The sequence below is a fragment of the Pseudomonas sp. 5Ae-yellow genome (assembly GCF_014077575.1).
In the GTDB taxonomy this organism is placed as follows: domain Bacteria; phylum Pseudomonadota; class Gammaproteobacteria; order Pseudomonadales; family Pseudomonadaceae; genus Halopseudomonas; species Halopseudomonas neustonica.
Window position 1 is genome coordinate 215,851 of sequence record NZ_JACGWE010000001.1, and the last position, 17,158, is coordinate 233,008.

Sequence of the window (17,158 nt, forward strand, 5' to 3'; positions counted from 1 at the left end):
TTACTGAGCTGACGCCTTAACCCGAGGCGTCAGGATAGATTATGCGCTCTGCCTGGCGATCAGCGACTTCTGCCGGCGAGCGCCCTTCGCTTTGACTCTGCGTAAAGATGCTATCCAGCCGCTCACCTATGGCCTTGACCCGTGCCGCTATTTTGCCGTGCGCCACACCTCGATGCGTCAACGCCACATGTAACAAGCCGCCGGCATTGATCACATAATCCGGCGCATAGAGAATGCCACGCGCATCCAGTTGATCGGCCATATCAATGTCTATCAGCTGATTGTTGGCTGCGCCCGCCACCGCAGCGCAGCGCAATAACGAGATGCTGCGCTGATTGATCGCACCACCGAGTCCACAGGGTGAAAAGATATCGCAAGGCGCTTCGTATACCGCATCCAGTGCCAGCGGCTGCGCATCCAGTTCCTCTTCAGCCAAGCGTACCTTACCCTGATCCAGGTCACTGACCATCAACTCGGCTCCCTCAGCGTGCAGTAGCTGGGCCAGCGCATAACCCACATTGCCCAGTCCCTGCACAGTTATACGAACGCCACTGAGGCTTTCCTGCCCCAGGCGCGCCCGCACGGCAGCCCTTATGCCAGCCAATACACCCAGGGCGGTGTGGGGTGAGGGATCACCCGCTTCGGTAGTACTGGTTACATGGCCCGTTTGCTGGGCAATGCAGTCCATATCAGCGCTGCTGGTACCGCTGTCCATGGCGGTGATATAGCCACCGCGCAAGGATTCGATACAGCGGCCAAAGGCCTCAAAGAGAGCCGCGCGATTGGCAACGTGGGGCTGTCGCAAGATGACGGCTTTGCCCCCGCCCTGTTCAAGCCCAGCAAGCGCGGCTTTGTAACTCATACCACGTGCCAAACGCATGGCGTCGGCAACCGCCTCATCAAGGCTATTGTAAGGAAGGTAACGGCAGCCACCCAGCGCCGGCCCAAGGTAAGTGTTGTGGATAGCAACGATAGCCTCCAGCCCGCTTGCCTGGTCTGAAAAGAAATGCAGCCCCTGCATACGCTCCGCCCGCATTGCTGTGAACATTTAGGCCTCTCCTGCTTTGCTGGTTGTCTGAAACAACAATACACACTAATCCTATTCGTTACCCGTGACGCTTTGGCAAACTGGTAGTCCTTTTATTCGGAGAAGTAAAACATGCGCTGGCTAATGCCGTTTCTAACTGTTTTGTTGATGATCACCGTTAGCGTTCCCGACGCCGAAGCCCGTCGCATGGGCGGTGGTAAAAGCTTCGGCAGCACCCCAAGCCATCAAAGCCAGCCAGCTCAGCGCCAGCAGGCTCCGCGCGATCAGCAAGCCGCACCAGGCAAACAACCGGGCGCGGCCGCAGCCAGCTCCGGTGCCAACCGCTGGCTCGGCCCCCTGGCCGGTATTGCTGCCGGCGGATTATTAGCATCCATGTTTTTCGGCGATGGCTTCGAAGGCTTTCAGCTATTCGACATTCTGATCCTCGGATTGATTGCTTTCATGTTGTTCAAATTGTTCAGCCGCCGCCCGCAGCCACAGTTACAGCCGGCCGGTGGCGCACCCGTGCAGCGCGAGGCAACGCCGCAGTACAAGGCAGCGTCAGCCGCCAGCACTCAGTTTCGTGCTGACCCCGCCCAACAGGACGCACCGGCCTGGTTTGACGCGGAGCTGTTTCTGCGTGCAGCCACAGAGCACTTTTACACCCTGCAGCGTCATTGGCGCGATGGCGACACTGCCGGCATGGCCGAATATCTCAACCCGCAGCTGCTGACACAACTGATGCAGGCACGCGAGGAGCAACCACCTACCGCGAACGGCTTTGTCGACGACCTCGACGTTCGCTTGGATGGGGTTACCCAGACCCAGGGCCGCACACTGGTCACGGTTAGCTTTACCGGCCTGGACCGCGATAGTGCTGAAGACCCCGGACATCGGTTTGACGAAAGCTGGGCGCTAGAACGCGCCGACGGTGAAGGTCAACCATGGATCATTACCGGGATCAGGCAGAACTGAGCGCGCCGCGGGCGCGTTCGTATCAAGCTAGAAGCTAGAAGCTAGAAGCTAGAAACAGTGAGAAGCCCGTGCCGGAGATCGGCTCGGGCTTTTTTTATTGCTTGAAGCTTCAAGCCTGGAAAGCTTATCAGCGCCTGACAGGCCGCTTCTGCAACTTGCGCTGCAGCGTTCGGCGGTGCATTCCCAAGGCACGCGCTGTGGCAGAAATGTTGCCGTCATGCTCTGCCAATACCCGCTGGATGTGCTCCCACTGTAGCCGGTCAACCGACATTGGGTGTTCCGGCACCAAGGTGTCGGGGTCGGCCTGATCGGACAGTAACGCGGTTAATACGTCATCCGCGTCGGCTGGCTTGCACAGATAGTTACAGGCCCCCCGCTTGATCGCTTCAACAGCGGTCGCAATACTGGAATACCCGGTCAGTATGACAATTTTTAGATCGGGATAGAGTTCCAGCAAGCGTGGCATCAGCACCAAACCGGAGTCACCCTCCATCTTCAGATCGAGTACGGCGAAGTCCGGCTGACGCTCACGGGCGATCTGCATTGCTTCCTCGGCACCACCGGCGGTATCTACCCTCAGGCCGCGACGACTCAGTGCACGCGCCAGTACCCGCGTAAAAGTGGGGTCATCATCTACCAACAACAGCAGTGGCTGCTCTTCCGGGCTTAATTCATCGCTCATGCCTGATCTCCTGTGCAATCGGCAATATCACTTCAGTCAAGGTACCACCCTCATCCTGATTGAACAGTCTTACCGTGCCACCGATGCGCTCAACGGCGGCCTGACTTAAAAACAAGCCAAGGCCAAAGCCTTTCTTGCCCTTAGTGGTTAGAAAAGCGGTGCCCAGCTGCTCGGCAATATGCAACGGCACACCCGGCCCACGATCATGGATGCGCAGGGTTATAAAGCGTTGGTCCCATTCAAGGCTGATACGAATACCCTCGGCGCAGGCATCCGCCGCGTTATTCAACAGATTCAGCATGGCCTGCCCCAACTCCGGACTAGCCTGCAAACAGGGCACCTCACCGCCAGGCAGCGGCTGCCATTGCCACGAGACCTCGGGACGCATCAACTGCCAGCGCGCCAGCATGGCTCGCAACCAGCTGTCCGCAGGCTCAATCCGCTCTGGCTGACGCCGATTATCTTCCGCGCTACGCACCATGTGCTGCAAGCTCTCCTTGCACAGTCTGACCTGCTCTTGGAGTACCGCCAGGTCCTCCTGCAACTCGGGCTCGGGATAGTCCTTGCTCAGATCCTTGAGCAGCACACTCATGGTTGATAACGGCGTTGACAGCTCGTGTGCGGCACCTGCTGCCACACTGGCGATGCCCAGCAGTTGAGCGTCGCGGATGCTTTGCTCGCGACGCTCAGCCAACCGTTCGGCGTGCTGGCGCAGCGCGTCGGCCATACGCACAACAAACAGGCTGATCAAACCGGCGCTCATGGCAAAATTAAGCCACATACCAATAACATGCAGGCTAACCAGGCCACCGCCCAAGGGAATATCAAATGCCGTCAGCGGCTCATACCAGACCAGCAACGCACTGTAGGAAGTGACCGCGACCACCGCCAGTACGGCAGTAAAGAACCAGGGCAAAGTGGCCGCCGCAATGGTCAGGGGCACCAGATAATAGGATACGAAGGGATTGGTTGGTCCGCCTGAGTAGTAGAGCAGCACGCTGTGGATAAACATGTCGAACAGCAACTGCAGGCCATATTCCAGATTCGTTACCGGCCAGCCTCGTCCCAGCCGTAACAGCGTCAGGATGCTAACCAGCGCAGACCCACCCAGCGCTAACAGCAAGGGCCCCCAGGGCAAGGGAAACCAGCCGCTTAGGTACGCGGCCAGGACCGATACGCTTTGCGCCAGCAATACCAATAAACGGATAAGGATCAAGCGCCACAAATTCTGACGCGAGGGCGATAACGCCAATGTATTAGGGCTCATGAATGATCGCGTGGACATACCAAACTCCAGTATAGGCGGGCGAGGCTAGCGCCTCGCGCGACACAGGGTCGCACAAAGCACGGATTCTTGGGAGAGCGGAACCTGTGCGCTAGTATCGGGTCAGATTACGCAAGATCAAGGAGACCTACTTTATGCGTTCACTTCACCTTCCCCTGTCCGGCCTGTTTCTGGGTATGAGTCTACTCGCCGCTGGTGCTCAGGCAGAGCCCCTGCGCTACAACCAGGTTTCTCTGCACGCGCAGGTCGAGCAGTCGGTTAACCATGACACCATGAGCGTGACCCTGTTCACCGAAGCACAGGACGAGGATCCGGCCAAACTGGCAGAGAAGATCACTCGAACCCTGAACGCAGCGCTGCAAACCGCACGCGCTGAAGACAAAGTCAGTGTCAGCAGCGGTAACCGCAGCAGCCAACCGGTTTATGACGAGAAGCGTGAGAACATCATCGGCTGGCGCGAACGTGGCGAGATCGTTATCGAAGGTAGCGACTTCGCCGCGATTTCTGCCCTTACCGGCGAGCTGCTGGGCGATCTGAGCCTGGCCGACATGCAGTTCAGCCTATCTGCTGATAGCCGCAGCAAAACCGAAGATACTCTGGTCGCCGATGCCATTGAGGCGTTCAAGTCACGCGCCAACATTGCTACGCGCAGCCTGGGCGGCGCTGGCTATAAAATCGTCAACCTGAACCTGAACACCCAGTACATGCAGCCCATGCGCTACCGCGGTCAACAGAAAATGATGATGTCCGCCGATATGGAAATGAGCACACCTGAAGTGGCTGGCGGTCAGTCTGACGTTACCGTGAGCGCCGATGGCACCATCGAAGTTCAAGGCCTGTAAGCACGCTTCCCAGCCACGCCCTTTTCAATCCTGAATCGGGCGTGGACTACCCCGCCAGCAGACACTTCATCATCATGGCCGCATGAAGGCGTAATCTTCGTCATCGTTGAGGTTGTCAGCAAGAAAAGCCAACTCGCTGGCGATATCCGCATGGCTACGCCCGCGCTTGTAAACATTGATCACTTCAGTCATTAATCCCCGCGCCAGCGCCTGCTCGTCATAACCAGCCGCTGCAGCCTGTTCAATTGCCTGCGCCATCACTTCCTTCGCTATTTTGTATGCGGACATTTACGCTCTCCTGTGTAAAACACCAATTATGCATAATCCGGTATCGCGGGCATTGATCTGTCTCAGGATTTTCCGTCGTGATCGAATGGCTCCTGAAGATAACGGTCGGTATCAAAAGTATCGACCCAATCCGGATGAAACACGATCAGCGCAGTCACTGCCGTGCCATTGATGAAGCCCTCCGGGAACATCACCAGCAGCAGATAACCACACAATTCGAGAAAACTGGCGGGCGGCTGCAGGGCACCCGACCACTGCAACAGCCCCATGCCCACCAGCACTGTGGCCGCTGCCGCCAGGCCGGCTGCAAAAAAACCGCTGACAAATATGTAGAGGAAAAGATTGCGTGGCTGAAAAGACTCCAAAGCGCGGCTGAGCAATAGCGTGATACCAACGGGCACCAGAATGCGCAGCAGCCCATTGGCGCCCAACGCGGCGAGGTCATCCAGCCCCAACAGGCACAAAGCCAGCTGCGCCAGGCTGCCGGCGACAATTGCCAGCGGCCAGTCGAGCATCAGCATGACCGCAGTCAGGCCAATGAAGTGCACCGTTAGCCCGTTATCGAACTCGCGTCGCACCAACCAAAGCACGAAAAGAGCAAAAACACTGCCGAAGAACAGGTGATGACGTCGCGTATCGGCTATCAATTCAACCCAACGCACGCGCATCAATGCCCACAGCAACGCCACTGCGTAAAGCAGCGCACAGATAACAAGCTGACCGGGTGTCAGCAAATCGGCAGAGAGCATGCGCAACCTCCTGATCAACAGCTGGACATAATAGCAGCCAGCGACGCGAATCTCAGCCTTGGCAACAGCGCAGAATCCTGCCAGCAGTGACTCAATTTCAGTGCAGCTCCGGCAATGTCACCAGTTTACCCGCCCGCTAGCAGCGACTGATGCAATAACCGCAACAGAGGGCTAGAATGATTACAAAGTCAGTCAAGCCCCCCGCGCAGCAATGTACTGCGCCGCCGACAAAAAAAGGTCATCGCATGTCCAGTCGCCTGAACCCGCAAGATCAGCAACGGGTCGACAAGTACCTCGAGTCACCCATACACCAGGTGCCACGCAGACCGTTCAAGGTCTGGATTCTGCTCGCATTGGTCGCCGGATCGGTTGTAGTCCTGGGTCTGCTCTCGCGCATGCTCGGGCAGTTAGTGGTCGCCTAGCGCAGACTGGTTCGCCAGCGCATAACGCGCAAGACAAGGACATGCATAGCAACAGGACGTAGCGTTGCAGCGACGGTTTCAAAGCCGCCATGACACGTCAGATCGTCCCGATACCGATCTTTGGCCCTGCAGAGCCTGACTGACGCCGGTTTCCTATACTTCCGTGAGTAAACACCTATGTCAGATGCATCACAGGCTAGCCCGCAACCCCGAATCCTGATCGTCGGCGGCGGCGCAGGCGGCCTTGAACTAGCCACCACGCTGGGCCGCAAGCTGGGCAAGAAAGGCAAGGCCAGTGTCACCCTGGTCGATACCAACATGACCCACATCTGGAAGCCTCTGCTGCACGAGGTAGCAGCTGGCTCGCTGAACTCCACCGATGATGAGCTCAACTATGTTGCCCAGGCCAAGTGGAACCATTTCCGCTTCCAACTGGGCGCCATGACCGAACTTGACCGTGAACGGCGCAGCATAACCCTGGCGCCGATTCTTGACGAAAAGGGCAACGAGCTGATCGCCAGTCGACAACTGGACTACGATTACCTGGTCATTTCGGTCGGCAGCACCACCAACGACTTCAACACCGCCGGCGCTGCTGATCACTGCCTCTTTCTGGACACCCGTGCGCAGGCTGAGCGCTTTCACCGCGCACTGCTAAACCAGTACATGAAAACCCAAACAACGGACTTACAAGGCCCTGGTCAGCCGATCAACGTCGCCATTATCGGCGCCGGCGCGACCGGTGTTGAATTGGCTGCCGAACTGCACCACGCGGCGCAGATGCTCAAGGCCTATGGTTTCGACCGTATCAACCCGGAAGATCTCAACATCAACATCATCGAGGCCAGCGAACGCCTGCTGCCCGCATTACCCGAGCGCATCAGCGGCCCGGTCACGCAGGTGCTCAAGGACCTGGGCGTCAAACTGCACACCGGCTCGGCAGTGAAGGAGGTGAAGGAAGACCGTCTGGTGCTGGCCAATGGCGAGGAGATTCCGGCGACGCTCAAGGTGTGGGCGGCAGGCATCCGCGCACCGGCCTTTCTGACTCAGCTGGGCCTGCCGGTTAACCGCATCAACCAGCTCGAGGTTGAGCGCACCCTATTGGTGAAAGGCGAGGATCGGATCTTCGCCTTTGGTGATTGCGCCGCATGCCCTATGGGTGATGAAGGTCGCTTTGTGCCGCCACGCGCGCAAGCGGCTCATCAACAGGCCAGCCTGCTCGCCAAGAACCTGCGCAAGCTGCTTGAGGGCAAACCACAGGAAGAGTACCGCTATCGTGACTACGGCTCACTGATCTCACTGTCGAGCTTCAGTGCGGTAGGCAATCTGATGGGTAACCTGACTGGCAATGTCATGCTGGAAGGTCGGCTGGCTCGCATGTTCTACGTCTCGCTGTACCGTCTGCACCAGATAGCCCTGTATGGCCTGCCAAGGACCATGATGCTGATGCTCAGTGATAGGTTCGGTCGCTCCACAGAGCCACGCCTGAAGCTGCACTAAGGCTTTGCAAAAGGAAGGGCTACACTGCCCTTCCTTTAACGCTTCAAACTCGCCTGAAAGCCCACATGCACCCTTGCACGAAGAATAGGGGCCTGGGTCATGCCTGGACGCTCAAGACATCGACGAAGCCTATCAATCAGACACGAAGAAGCCCCGACGAATCAGGTCGAGAAGCAAAAGCATAAAAAGAAGGGTAATTACGGAGACTAGCGAAATACGGAGGGTCTTGCGAGGGATTGAGTGGTGGGTCGTGTAGGATTCGAACCTACGACCAATTGGTTAAAAGCCAACTGCTCTACCAACTGAGCTAACGACCCAATGCTCAAAAAAAATGGTCGGGGTAGAGGGATTCGAACTCTCGACATCCTGCTCCCAAAGCAGGCGCGCTACCAGGCTGCGCTATACCCCGAACTTGCTTAGAAGTGGCTCCGCGACCAGGACTCGAACCTGGGACCCAATGATTAACAGTCATTTGCTCTACCAACTGAGCTATCGCGGAATTACCTTCAAAACATCTCAGCCTGGGTAGTGGTTGGTGCTACATATCCCCTGCTGAGGCGCGCCATTTTACCTGCCAGCGCAAAGCTGTCAACCTTTTTTATGTCTTTTATTTCAATGTGCTATGTAAACACCCATACAGTCACCCAGAAACACAAAACCCGCCATGCGGCGGGTTTTGTCAAGCGCTACAGCACAGGCTTCAGCTCAGCTGAGGACCCGCTGCAACGATGCTGTCAGCAACGTCGAACTTCTTGAAGTTCTCAACAAACAGCGCGGCCAAATCGGTTGCAGCCTTGTCGTAAGCAGCTGAGTCTGCCCAAGTGTTACGTGGGTTCAACAACTTGGTCTCAACGCCAGGTACGGCCTTTGGCACATCCAGGTTGATACCTGGCAGGTGCTCAGTCTCGGTACCGATCAGCGCGCCCGACTGAATGGCAGAAATGATGCCACGGGTAGTCGGAATACTGAAGCGCGTACCTTCGCCGTAAGAACCGCCAGTCCAGCCGGTATTGACCAGATAAACCTTGCTGCCGAACGCATTGATACGTTTGATCAGCAACTCAGCGTACTCGCCCGCCGGACGCGGGAAGAAAGGCGCACCAAAGCAGGTAGAAAAGGTGGACTTGATACCGCTGCCCGATCCCATCTCGGTAGAGCCAACCAGTGCGGTGTAACCCGACAGGAAGTGATAGGCAGCCTGCTCGTTATTCAGAATGGATACCGGAGGCAATACGCCGGTCAAATCACACGTCAGGAAAATGATGGCGTTAGGCTCGCCGGCACGGTTGGCTTCAACGCGCTTCTCGACGTGCACCAGCGGATAAGCCGCGCGGGTGTTCTGCGTCAGGCTAACATCGGCGTAATCGGCGGTACGAGTGACGGGATCAATCACCACGTTCTCAACAATGGAGCCAAACTTGATGGCATTCCAGATCACCGGCTCATTCTTCTGCGACAGATCGATACACTTGGCGTAGCAGCCACCTTCAATATTGAAGACGCTACCTTCGGCCCAGCCGTGCTCATCATCGCCAATCAAATTGCGCGACTCATCGGCAGACAAGGTTGTCTTGCCAGTACCGGACAAACCGAAGAACAAGGTGGTATCACCGTCATCGCCAACGTTGGCGGCGCAGTGCATTGGCAATACATCCTTGGCTGGCAGCAGGAAGTTCTGCACGGAGAACATCGCCTTCTTCATTTCACCTGCGTACTGCATACCCGCAATCAACACCTTGCGCTCGGCAAAGTTGAGGATCACACAACCATCGCTGTTGGTACCGTCTCGCTCTGGCTCACACTCAAAGTGAGGCGCATTGAGGATCTGCCACTGGCCCTTCGCAGACGGGTTATAGCTTTGCGGATTGATAAACAGAGTACGGCCAAAGAGGTTATGCCATGCCGTCTCGGTTTCCATCACTACCGGCAGGTAATGCTCAGGGTCAGCGCCGACGTGCACATGTGACACAAAACTTTCACAGTTGCCGAGGTAGGCTGCAACACGATCCCACAGGGCAGCAAACTTGTCGGCCGGGAACGGACGATTGATTGGGCCCCAAGCGACGGCATCCTGAGTGGAAGGCTCTTCAACAATGAAACGATCCATTGGCGAGCGGCCTGTACGTGCGCCGGTCTTGACTACCAATGCGCCGTTGTCAGCCAACTGGCCTTCCTTGCGCTGAATAGCCAGCTCAATAAGCTGAGCGATGCTCAGATCGGTGTACACAGTATTGGTAGCTTGTGTCATCAAACATAGTCCTCTTCGACTTAGACCGAATATTCCAGAAAGACCGACAATTCGGCCTCAGCGCGTGGGGGTATAGGGTTTATTGATCATCCATTGATACAGCGCTGACTCAGCGCGCAGGCGCGCCATTATGCCAAAAAAATACCTGCAGCGCTAAATCTGATCGCTCATCTGTCAGTGCAGCTGGCGCGCATGCTCGTCTACGGCGCTAAAAAGCGCCTCGATTGCGTCAACATCGTACTCGTAGCGGGCGTTACAGAACTGGCAATCAACTTCGATGCGACCACCCTGCTCCTGCAGCAATGCGAGCAAATCATCTTTGCCCAGACTGACCAGCGCATTACTGGAGCGCTCTGCCGAGCAGCTGCATTCAAAGCGGACAGCCTGTGCGTCAAAAAGTCGCAGATCGTCCTGATGAAACAGGCGATGCAGCACAGTCGCATTGTCCAGACCGATCAGTTCTTCCGCTGTCAGGGTATCTGCCAGCACATTCAGGTGCTGCCAGGTAGCAGCGCGATCCTCGGGGTCGAGCTGGCGGTCGGCCGGTAACGCCTGCAGCAGAAAGCCACGCGCTATGCGGCCATCGGCCTGCAGCCGGAAACGGGTGGGCAGTTGCTCGGAGTTGGCAAAGTAGCCGTCCAAAGCTGCCGCCAGCGAGCCGCCTTCCAGGGACACTATGCCCTGGTAGCGCTGCCCGTTGGCAGGGTCAATGGTAATCGCCAGCACGCCATCGGGCATGAGCTCCGTCAGGTTGCCTTCTTGCAAGTCATCGGCGTAACGGGCGATGCCGCGAACCGCCTGGTCGCTGGAGCACTCAACCATCAGCGTAGAGAGCGGTCCCTCGGACTTGGCCTGCAGAATCAGCAAGCCGTCGAACTTGATCGTGGTGGACAGCAGCACCGCTGCTGCGAGCATTTCGCCCAACAGCGCCTTTACCGGCTCGGGATAGTCGTGCTTGGCAAGGATCTCGCGATAGCTCTGATCTGCCGATACCATTTCGCCGCGCACGTCGGCGTTCTCGAACAGAAAGCGCTGGGTAATGTCTTGCGACGCCATGCTGGACTCCTCGCAAAAGGCGGAATTATACCCAATCAATCATCACTAGGTGCATTACGTTCATCGCGAAAGCGATGAATTTGCCGGCGCTGCTTCTTATTTGGCCGATGTTCGCTGATCAAACCACCCGCACCCAGGGCTTTTCGCTGAGCGATAGCCGCTTCACGGCGACTGATACTGTCATCCGTCTCGGCATATAACGCTTGCGCTTCCGGCGCGCCCCGGCGCTGCTCGCTAAGCACCAGCACATCCACGTCGCGCACATCGAAGCCCTGGCGAACCTGTAGCCGATCACCGACACGAATCTCCTTGCTCGGCTTGCAGCGCTCGCCCTGGCACTGCACTTTGCCGCCCTCGATAGCGGCCTTGGCTAGCCCTCGCGTCTTGAAGAAACGCGCGGCCCAGAGCCATTTATCCAAGCGTAACTTGCCATCCTGCTGCATAACGTCTGTACTCCCCTTTCGCCCTGCAGTTTAACAGGCTTGTCGAAAACCTTGCGTTAACGCATGATGCGCGCAATTGGCCCAAGGTCTGGAGAACAAAGTGTGAAAACCTTTGACCATTTAACCGTTATCGGTCTGCGTGAATGGGTGGGTTTGCCTGCTCTTGGCATTGATCAGATTCTGGCAAAAATCGACAGCGGCGCCAAAACCTCTTCCCTGCATGCCAGCGACATCGAGACATTTGAACGCGATGGTGAAACCTGGGTCCGCTTCAATGCGCACACGGGCAGCCGCAACAAGCAGCGAACCACAAAATGCGAAGCACAACTAATAGAACTCAAACGCGTTAAAAGTTCGAACGGCCATCTGCAGGAGCGACACACCATTCGCACGCAAATGGTCCTCGGCGATCGAAGCTGGCCTGTCGAGTTTACGCTGACCTGTCGCAAGTCCATGCGCTATCGCATGCTGATGGGCTGCACTGCCATGCTGGATGGCAACCTGGTCATAAACCCTGGGTTACGTTTCGTGCAAGACAAGCCACAAACCAAAGAATTTGCCTGAACTATCGGCACCCCAACACCGCACCAATGCTTTAAGGAAACACCATGAAAATTGCGGTTCTGTCACGCAACGCAAACCTCTATTCCACCCGTCGCCTGGTGGAGGCTGCGACCGAGCGCGGCCATGAGATACGAGTCATCGATACGCTGCGTGCCTATATGAATATCGCCAGCCACAAGCCGTCAATTCATTACAAAGGGCAAGAGCTCGAAGGCTTTGACGCCATCATTCCGCGTATCGGGGCCTCGATCACTTTTTACGGTGCGGCGGTACTTCGCCAATTCGAGATGATGGGCGTCTACCCCCTCAATGAATCAGTGGCCATCAGCCGCTCGCGCGACAAGCTAAGGTCCTTGCAGTTGCTGTCACGTCGCGGTGTTGGCCTGCCGGTAACCGGCTTCGCGCATTCGCCGGACGATATTCCCGACCTGATCAACATGGTCGGCGGCGCTCCCCTGGTGATCAAACTGCTGGAAGGCACCCAGGGTATCGGGGTCGTCATGTGCGAAACCGAAAAGGCGGCCGAGTCCGTCCTGGAAGCCTTTATGGGCTTAAAAGCCAACATAATGGTGCAGGAATACATCAAGGAAGCAGGCGGTGCCGATATCCGCTGCCTGGTCGTTGGCGATAAGGTGATCGCGGCGATGAAGCGCCAGGCCAAAGCCGGCGAGTTTCGCTCTAACCTGCATCGCGGCGGTAGCGCCAGCCTGATCAAGATCACGCCGGAAGAACGCATGACCGCAGTGCGGGCCGCCAAGGTGATGGGGCTGAATGTAGCCGGGGTCGACATCCTGCGCTCCAACCATGGTCCTGTCGTAATGGAAGTCAACTCCTCGCCCGGCCTCGAAGGCATCGAGTCGACCACCGGTAAGGACGTTGCAGGCCTGATCATCCAGCATATAGAAAAGAACTGGCGCCCAAACAAGACCAGCACCAAGGGCACCGGCTAAGCCGGCGCCAGCTCAAAGCTAGAAGCGGCAAGCGGCAAGCGGCAAGCAGCAAGCGGGATCAGTGCAAACCGATCAACCGCAAGCATCGCAACCCGCTCCAAACACCTAAAAAAAGCTGCCCACGCTTCTAGCTTCTAGCTTCAAGCTTCTAGCTTCCAGCTCTAAGCCTGCCCCAACACCCAACACCCGCAACCCACCCCGATCAGCTTTTAGCTTTTAGCTTTTAGCTTGCGGCTTGCGGCTTGCGGCTTGCGGCTTGCAGCTTGGCGCTTGCGACTTAGCGAAGCTCAAAGCCCCGCAATCAACGCAGCGTAGTCTTCAACAGCGTCAAACTCTTCAGTATCGCGCGCGCTGCCGCGACTATCTGGTTCGCGTACTGCCAATAGATGACCAATGCCGTAATCACGCGCGGCGCGCAGCACGTTGAGGCTATCGTCAATAAAGAGCGAGCGCTCGGGATCAAAGGGCATATCTGAACGCAGCGCCTGCCAGAAGCTTTGGGTTTCCTTTGGGTAACCGTAATCATGCGAGCTGATCATGCGTTGAAAATACGTCCGCAGCTCGATGCGCTCCATTTTGAGTGATAGCGAGTCGCGGTGTGCGTTAGTAATCAGCACCACCTGCTTGCCGCTGCGCTGCAATGCCTGCAAAAACAGGTCGGCTCCGGGGCGCAGGCTGATCAGGTGCGCAATCTCGCGCTTCAGTTCGATGATCGGCATACCCAGTTCACGCGTCCAGTAATCCAGGCAGTACCAGTCAAGCTGGCCCTGGATAGTGCGCATCATGGGATAAACCTCGGCTTTGGCCCACTCCAGCGACTGGTCATGATGACGCGCGTAACGGGCAGGCATGTGCTCAAGCCAGAAATGATTATCGAAGTGCAAATCCAGCAAAGTGCCGTCCATATCGAGCAGGACGGTATCAATATTGTTCCAATTAAGCATGGGCAGTTGGGCTTGGGCTAAAGGTGCGGCTATGATACCCAAGCACCAGGCCAATCACCACGGAGTCCGCATGCCGCAAAAGCCAGAAACCCTCGAAGCCAGCATTGTCGCCAAGAGTCGCCTATTTACCGTTGAACGCGTGCAGCTGCGCTTTAGCAATGGCGTCGAACGCACTTACGAACGCTTGGTCAACAAGGGCCAGGGCTATGGCGCTGTGATGGTTGTTGCCATGCAGGATGAACGCACTGCCGTGTTGATTGAGGAATACTGTGGTGGCATGGACAACTACCAATTGTCGCTGCCCAAAGGATTGGTCGAGCCAGGAGAAGACGTCCTGGAAGCGGCCAACCGCGAGCTGATGGAAGAAGCAGGCTATGGCGCTGAGCAGCTAGAGCTGTTAACTAAACTCTCACTGTCCCCAGGGTATATGAGCCAGGAAATCAGCGTAGTATTGGCTCGCGGGCTCTACGCCAAGCGACTGCCCGGCGACGAGCCAGAGCCGATTCGCGTCGACAGTGTCGACTTGTATCAGCTAAGTGAGCTAACCCAGCGCGACAACTTCACTGAAGGTCGCGCCCTGGCAGCGCTCTATCTGGTGCGTGATCTGCTGGAGCAGCGCGGCGAGCTGACGCGCTGAGCCTGTAACAAACCAGTCTCGAACTGGTCCAAGCAATACCTGCGGCGCCCTGAGCGCTGCTGCCCATTTTCGCAACGGGAGCCGACTATGTTCTTCCACAGCACACCCGAATACAAAGCACGTATGCCCAGCGCAGAACAGGCGCTGCCCGGCCGCTCTGAGCCTATGGAAACCAGCTCGGTACATACCGTGCTGGGTACACCGATCAAGCCGCCCTTCCCTGAGGGTATGCAACAACTGATTATCGGCATGGGCTGTTTCTGGGGCGCCGAGCGCCTGTTTTGGCGCGTGCCCGGCGTTTACAGCACAGCCGTCGGGTACATCGCAGGCATGACGCCCAACCCAACCTATGACGAGGTCTGTTCAGGTCGCACAGGGCATACTGAAGCCGTACTGGTGGTGTTTGATCCTGAGCAAGTCAGCCTGGAGCAATTGCTCAAGATATTCTGGGAATCCCACGACCCGACGCAGGGCATGCAACAGGGCAATGACCGCGGTACCCAGTACCGATCAGGCATCTACGTCAGTGATATGGCTCAACGCGCCAAAGCCGAAGTAAGCAGACTGAACTTTGCCAACGCCCTGGACGAAGCCGGCAAGGGCGGCATCACCACCGAAATAATGGAGGCACCGACCTTCTACTACGCTGAGTCCTACCATCAGCAGTACCTCGATAAAAATCCGAACGGCTATTGTGGCCTGGGCGGCACCGGCGTTTGCATGCCAGGCTAAATAAGCTGTTGCCCATGAACGCGGGTATAGCAGCAAAACCAACCGGGGCTTGGCCTGATGGACCAGTCCAGCCTACAAAAACGGTCACTGCGGCCTTATACCAGATAGCCAGATGAATCCGACTCAATTAAACATTCACCACTATGCCAGCGCCGCAGCCAGCCACGCGCACGCGGATCACAGCCAGCTAGTGTTTGGATTACATGGCAGCCTGGAACTGGAGATCGAAGGACGCGGAGCACTGGTTGATAGTGCTGCGGTTGTCATCATCGCGCCCGGTGACGATCATACCTTCCTCAGCCGAGACAACGGCCGCTGCCTGGTACTGGATATTCCCCCGCAGCAGGCACTCGTCGGACTGGAACTGACCGCTGGTACGCAAGAACGCCTGCTTGAAAGCACTCAGCTGCGCTCACTGACGCCCCAGCAGATGGGGCTGGTGGGTAGCCTCGCCAACACCATAAGCATACAACCGGGTCTTGCCGAGGCTGGTGCCAGCCTACTGCTGGCCAGCCTGCTGCATCACCCAGCAGAAACCAGCCGACTACCAATGGCTGCGCTCGATGCCTACATAGATGCGCACCTGGCCTATCCGATCGAAATAAGTGACCTGGCCAAGCTGGCACACACGTCTAACTCGCGCCTGCGTCACTGGTTTGCTCTGGAGTTGAGCTGCAGCCCAGGTGAGTATGTGCGCCGCAGGCGGCTATGCTTTGCACGTCAGCAACTTGAGCAAAATCGAGACCCCATTGCCTTGATTGCCGAGCGCGCAGGCTACAGCAGCCAAAGCGCCTTCGCGCAGGCATTCAAGCAGCGCTGGGGCGTATCGCCGCGTGACGCCAGACGGCAGGCAAAACACGACAATATCCGCGCAACAAACAACACTTAACACAGCTGCTGATCGTTACACTGGGTGCCCACGCCAACGCACCCAGCAGAGTTGAAATGTCAGTGTTAACCCACCAACGCGCCCTGATCTACATGCATATCGCCGCATTGCTGTTCGGCCTTACCGGTATTTTCGGCAAGCTGGCCAGTGCGGCACCCGACGTTATTGTATTGGGCCGTGCGCTGTTCGCCGTGTTGGCTCTACTGGTATTCGCGCGCTTCTATCGCCGTTCGCTCATCAAGGGGCTCAACAGCCAACGATTGATTCAATTGGGCGTCTGTGGCCTGCTCTTGGGCGCGCACTGGATCACCTTCTTCCATGCCATCGACCTGTCCGGCGTTGGTATCGCTACCCTGGGCTTTGCCAGCTTTCCCGCGTTTGTAGTGTTACTGGAGTGGGTACTCTGGCAGGAAAAACCCAGCCGCCTGGACCTACTCAAGGTGGGACTGGTCTGTATCGGTTTGATGCTGGTACCGCCCAGTTTCGACTTACAGCAGAGCGGTGCCGAGGGGTTGATCTGGGCGCTGGCATCCGGCTTTTGCTTTGCCGCGGTATCGGTTGGCAATCGACTCACCAGTGGCAAGCTCAACCCGATACAAATCGCCTGCTGGCAGAATGTGGTGATTGCCCTTTGCCTACTCCCCATTAGTAGCAAAGCCATGCTGCAGCTGCCGGCCCTGGACTGGCTGTGGATTGCCCTGCTGGGCATGCTCTGCACCGGTGTCGCGCACGGCCTTTTCGTTACCAGTCTAACCGTACTCAAGGCGCGGGTAGCGTCACTGTTCTTTGCGCTCGAACCCGTCTACGGCATTCTGTTTGCGTGGTACCTGTTCGGCGAAGAGCCCAGCCTGCGCATGCTATTGGGCGGCATTCTTATCGTCAGCGCGCTGATGCTGGTGCAGCGCGCACCCAAGCCTGCCTAGTG

At 57.2% G+C, this 17,158-nt stretch carries 19 protein-coding genes and 3 tRNA genes; 10 read left to right on the plus strand and 12 right to left on the minus strand.

The features are described from left to right. Positions 1–16: 16 nt before the first annotated feature. The gene (locus H4J77_RS00995) at positions 17–1,048 is read right to left on the minus strand and encodes a Glu/Leu/Phe/Val dehydrogenase (RefSeq protein WP_182246650.1); all 1,032 of its coding nucleotides are present in this window, start codon (positions 1,046–1,048) and stop codon (positions 17–19) included. Between the two features lie 123 nt (positions 1,049–1,171). On the opposite strand from H4J77_RS00995, the gene H4J77_RS01000 reads away from it, so the two are divergent. After that, positions 1,172–2,002, plus strand: coding sequence for a Tim44 domain-containing protein (locus H4J77_RS01000; protein WP_259364655.1), 831 nt, complete (start codon positions 1,172–1,174; stop codon positions 2,000–2,002). Between the two features lie 127 nt (positions 2,003–2,129). On the opposite strand, the gene H4J77_RS01005 is transcribed toward H4J77_RS01000, so the two are convergent. After that, a complete protein-coding gene (locus H4J77_RS01005) occupies positions 2,130–2,684 on the minus strand; it encodes a response regulator transcription factor (RefSeq protein WP_182246654.1) in 555 nt (184 codons plus the stop codon). Further along, positions 2,674–3,951, minus strand: a complete 1,278-nt coding sequence (locus tag H4J77_RS01010) for an ATP-binding protein (protein ID WP_182246866.1) — start codon at positions 3,949–3,951, stop codon at positions 2,674–2,676. Before H4J77_RS01010 ends, H4J77_RS01005 begins: the two co-directional genes overlap by 11 nt. Before the next feature lie 152 nt (positions 3,952–4,103). On the opposite strand from H4J77_RS01010, the gene H4J77_RS01015 reads away from it, so the two are divergent. Next, on the plus strand, positions 4,104–4,811 hold the full coding sequence (locus tag H4J77_RS01015; protein ID WP_182246656.1) for an SIMPL domain-containing protein: 708 nt from the start codon (positions 4,104–4,106) through the stop codon (positions 4,809–4,811). Between the two features lie 72 nt (positions 4,812–4,883). Here H4J77_RS01015 and H4J77_RS01020 read toward each other — a convergent pair whose 3' ends face one another. Beyond that, positions 4,884–5,099, minus strand: coding sequence for a hypothetical protein (locus H4J77_RS01020; RefSeq protein ID WP_123888432.1), 216 nt, complete (start codon positions 5,097–5,099; stop codon positions 4,884–4,886). A gap of 62 nt (positions 5,100–5,161) precedes the next feature. Beyond that, a complete protein-coding gene (locus H4J77_RS01025; protein WP_182246658.1) occupies positions 5,162–5,848 on the minus strand; it encodes an energy-coupling factor ABC transporter permease in 687 nt (228 codons plus the stop codon). Positions 5,849–6,093: 245 nt separating this feature from the next. Between H4J77_RS01025 and H4J77_RS01030 the strand changes: the two genes are divergently transcribed. Continuing rightward, positions 6,094–6,270, plus strand: a complete 177-nt coding sequence (locus H4J77_RS01030) for a DUF3094 family protein (protein ID WP_123888430.1) — start codon at positions 6,094–6,096, stop codon at positions 6,268–6,270. A 177-nt stretch (positions 6,271–6,447) separates the two neighbouring features. Continuing rightward, a complete protein-coding gene (locus H4J77_RS01035) occupies positions 6,448–7,770 on the plus strand; it encodes an NAD(P)/FAD-dependent oxidoreductase (RefSeq protein ID WP_182246660.1) in 1,323 nt (440 codons plus the stop codon). Between the two features lie 241 nt (positions 7,771–8,011). Here the strand turns inward: H4J77_RS01035 and H4J77_RS01040 are convergent. The 6 genes from H4J77_RS01040 to H4J77_RS01065 form a co-directional block, all read right to left on the minus strand. Continuing rightward, a tRNA-Lys gene (locus tag H4J77_RS01040) sits at positions 8,012–8,087 on the minus strand. A gap of 15 nt (positions 8,088–8,102) precedes the next feature. Next, a tRNA-Pro gene (locus tag H4J77_RS01045) sits at positions 8,103–8,179 on the minus strand. A gap of 14 nt (positions 8,180–8,193) precedes the next feature. Then, positions 8,194–8,269 (minus strand) — tRNA-Asn (locus tag H4J77_RS01050). Positions 8,270–8,470: 201 nt separating this feature from the next. Continuing rightward, a complete protein-coding gene (locus tag H4J77_RS01055; protein ID WP_123888428.1) occupies positions 8,471–10,018 on the minus strand; it encodes a phosphoenolpyruvate carboxykinase in 1,548 nt (515 codons plus the stop codon). A 174-nt stretch (positions 10,019–10,192) separates the two neighbouring features. Then, a complete protein-coding gene (gene hslO, locus H4J77_RS01060; RefSeq protein WP_182246662.1) occupies positions 10,193–11,074 on the minus strand; it encodes an Hsp33 family molecular chaperone HslO in 882 nt (293 codons plus the stop codon). Positions 11,075–11,109: 35 nt separating this feature from the next. Beyond that, positions 11,110–11,517, minus strand: a complete 408-nt coding sequence (locus tag H4J77_RS01065) for an RNA-binding S4 domain-containing protein (RefSeq protein WP_123888426.1) — start codon at positions 11,515–11,517, stop codon at positions 11,110–11,112. Between the two features lie 102 nt (positions 11,518–11,619). Here H4J77_RS01065 and H4J77_RS01070 point away from each other — a divergent pair, with 102 nt between their 5' ends. After that, positions 11,620–12,081 carry an ATP-dependent zinc protease gene (locus tag H4J77_RS01070; protein ID WP_123888425.1) on the plus strand — a complete coding sequence of 154 codons (462 nt, stop codon included), beginning with the start codon at positions 11,620–11,622 and terminating at the stop codon, positions 12,079–12,081. A 44-nt stretch (positions 12,082–12,125) separates the two neighbouring features. Then, a complete protein-coding gene (gene rimK / locus H4J77_RS01075) occupies positions 12,126–13,031 on the plus strand; it encodes a 30S ribosomal protein S6--L-glutamate ligase (RefSeq protein WP_123888424.1) in 906 nt (301 codons plus the stop codon). Between the two features lie 287 nt (positions 13,032–13,318). On the opposite strand, the gene yrfG is transcribed toward rimK, so the two are convergent. Then, complete coding sequence (gene yrfG / locus H4J77_RS01080; RefSeq protein ID WP_182246867.1) at positions 13,319–13,981, minus strand: GMP/IMP nucleotidase; 663 nt, start codon at positions 13,979–13,981, stop codon at positions 13,319–13,321. A 64-nt stretch (positions 13,982–14,045) separates the two neighbouring features. Here yrfG and nudE point away from each other — a divergent pair, with 64 nt between their 5' ends. The 4 genes from nudE to H4J77_RS01100 all read left to right on the plus strand — a co-directional run bounded on the left by nudE (position 14,046) and on the right by H4J77_RS01100 (position 17,156). Further along, positions 14,046–14,612, plus strand: coding sequence for an ADP compounds hydrolase NudE (gene nudE / locus H4J77_RS01085; RefSeq protein ID WP_182246664.1), 567 nt, complete (start codon positions 14,046–14,048; stop codon positions 14,610–14,612). 87 nt (positions 14,613–14,699) lie between these two features. Then, entirely contained in the window at positions 14,700–15,344 is a 645-nt protein-coding gene (gene msrA, locus H4J77_RS01090) for a peptide-methionine (S)-S-oxide reductase MsrA (RefSeq protein ID WP_123888422.1), read from the plus strand. Between the two features lie 112 nt (positions 15,345–15,456). Then, positions 15,457–16,233 (plus strand): AraC family transcriptional regulator, encoded by a 777-nt coding sequence (locus tag H4J77_RS01095; protein ID WP_182246666.1) that lies wholly within the window; start codon positions 15,457–15,459, stop codon positions 16,231–16,233. Between the two features lie 56 nt (positions 16,234–16,289). Continuing rightward, positions 16,290–17,156 (plus strand): DMT family transporter, encoded by an 867-nt coding sequence (locus H4J77_RS01100; protein ID WP_182246668.1) that lies wholly within the window; start codon positions 16,290–16,292, stop codon positions 17,154–17,156. Positions 17,157–17,158: the final 2 nt, after the last annotated feature.

Bases quoted from the DNA above. Each gene is read 5' to 3' on its own strand.
- H4J77_RS00995 (WP_182246650.1), bottom strand. From the start codon at position 1,048: ATGTTCACAGCAATGCGGGCGGAGCGTATGCAGGGGCTGCATTTCTTT.
- msrA (WP_123888422.1), top strand. From the start codon at position 14,700: ATGTTCTTCCACAGCACACCCGAATACAAAGCACGTATGCCCAGCGCA.
- H4J77_RS01005 (WP_182246654.1), bottom strand. From the start codon at position 2,684: ATGAGCGATGAATTAAGCCCGGAAGAGCAGCCACTGCTGTTGTTGGTA.
- H4J77_RS01055 (WP_123888428.1), bottom strand. From the start codon at position 10,018: ATGACACAAGCTACCAATACTGTGTACACCGATCTGAGCATCGCTCAG.
- H4J77_RS01030 (WP_123888430.1), top strand. From the start codon at position 6,094: ATGTCCAGTCGCCTGAACCCGCAAGATCAGCAACGGGTCGACAAGTAC.
- H4J77_RS01025 (WP_182246658.1), bottom strand. From the start codon at position 5,848: ATGCTCTCTGCCGATTTGCTGACACCCGGTCAGCTTGTTATCTGTGCG.
- nudE (WP_182246664.1), top strand. From the start codon at position 14,046: ATGCCGCAAAAGCCAGAAACCCTCGAAGCCAGCATTGTCGCCAAGAGT.
- H4J77_RS01000 (WP_259364655.1), top strand. From the start codon at position 1,172: ATGCCGTTTCTAACTGTTTTGTTGATGATCACCGTTAGCGTTCCCGAC.
- H4J77_RS01095 (WP_182246666.1), top strand. From the start codon at position 15,457: ATGAATCCGACTCAATTAAACATTCACCACTATGCCAGCGCCGCAGCC.
- H4J77_RS01065 (WP_123888426.1), bottom strand. From the start codon at position 11,517: ATGCAGCAGGATGGCAAGTTACGCTTGGATAAATGGCTCTGGGCCGCG.
- H4J77_RS01100 (WP_182246668.1), top strand. From the start codon at position 16,290: ATGTCAGTGTTAACCCACCAACGCGCCCTGATCTACATGCATATCGCC.
- H4J77_RS01010 (WP_182246866.1), bottom strand. From the start codon at position 3,951: ATGAGCCCTAATACATTGGCGTTATCGCCCTCGCGTCAGAATTTGTGG.
- H4J77_RS01015 (WP_182246656.1), top strand. From the start codon at position 4,104: ATGCGTTCACTTCACCTTCCCCTGTCCGGCCTGTTTCTGGGTATGAGT.
- hslO (WP_182246662.1), bottom strand. From the start codon at position 11,074: ATGGCGTCGCAAGACATTACCCAGCGCTTTCTGTTCGAGAACGCCGAC.
- H4J77_RS01020 (WP_123888432.1), bottom strand. From the start codon at position 5,099: ATGTCCGCATACAAAATAGCGAAGGAAGTGATGGCGCAGGCAATTGAA.
- H4J77_RS01035 (WP_182246660.1), top strand. From the start codon at position 6,448: ATGTCAGATGCATCACAGGCTAGCCCGCAACCCCGAATCCTGATCGTC.
- rimK (WP_123888424.1), top strand. From the start codon at position 12,126: ATGAAAATTGCGGTTCTGTCACGCAACGCAAACCTCTATTCCACCCGT.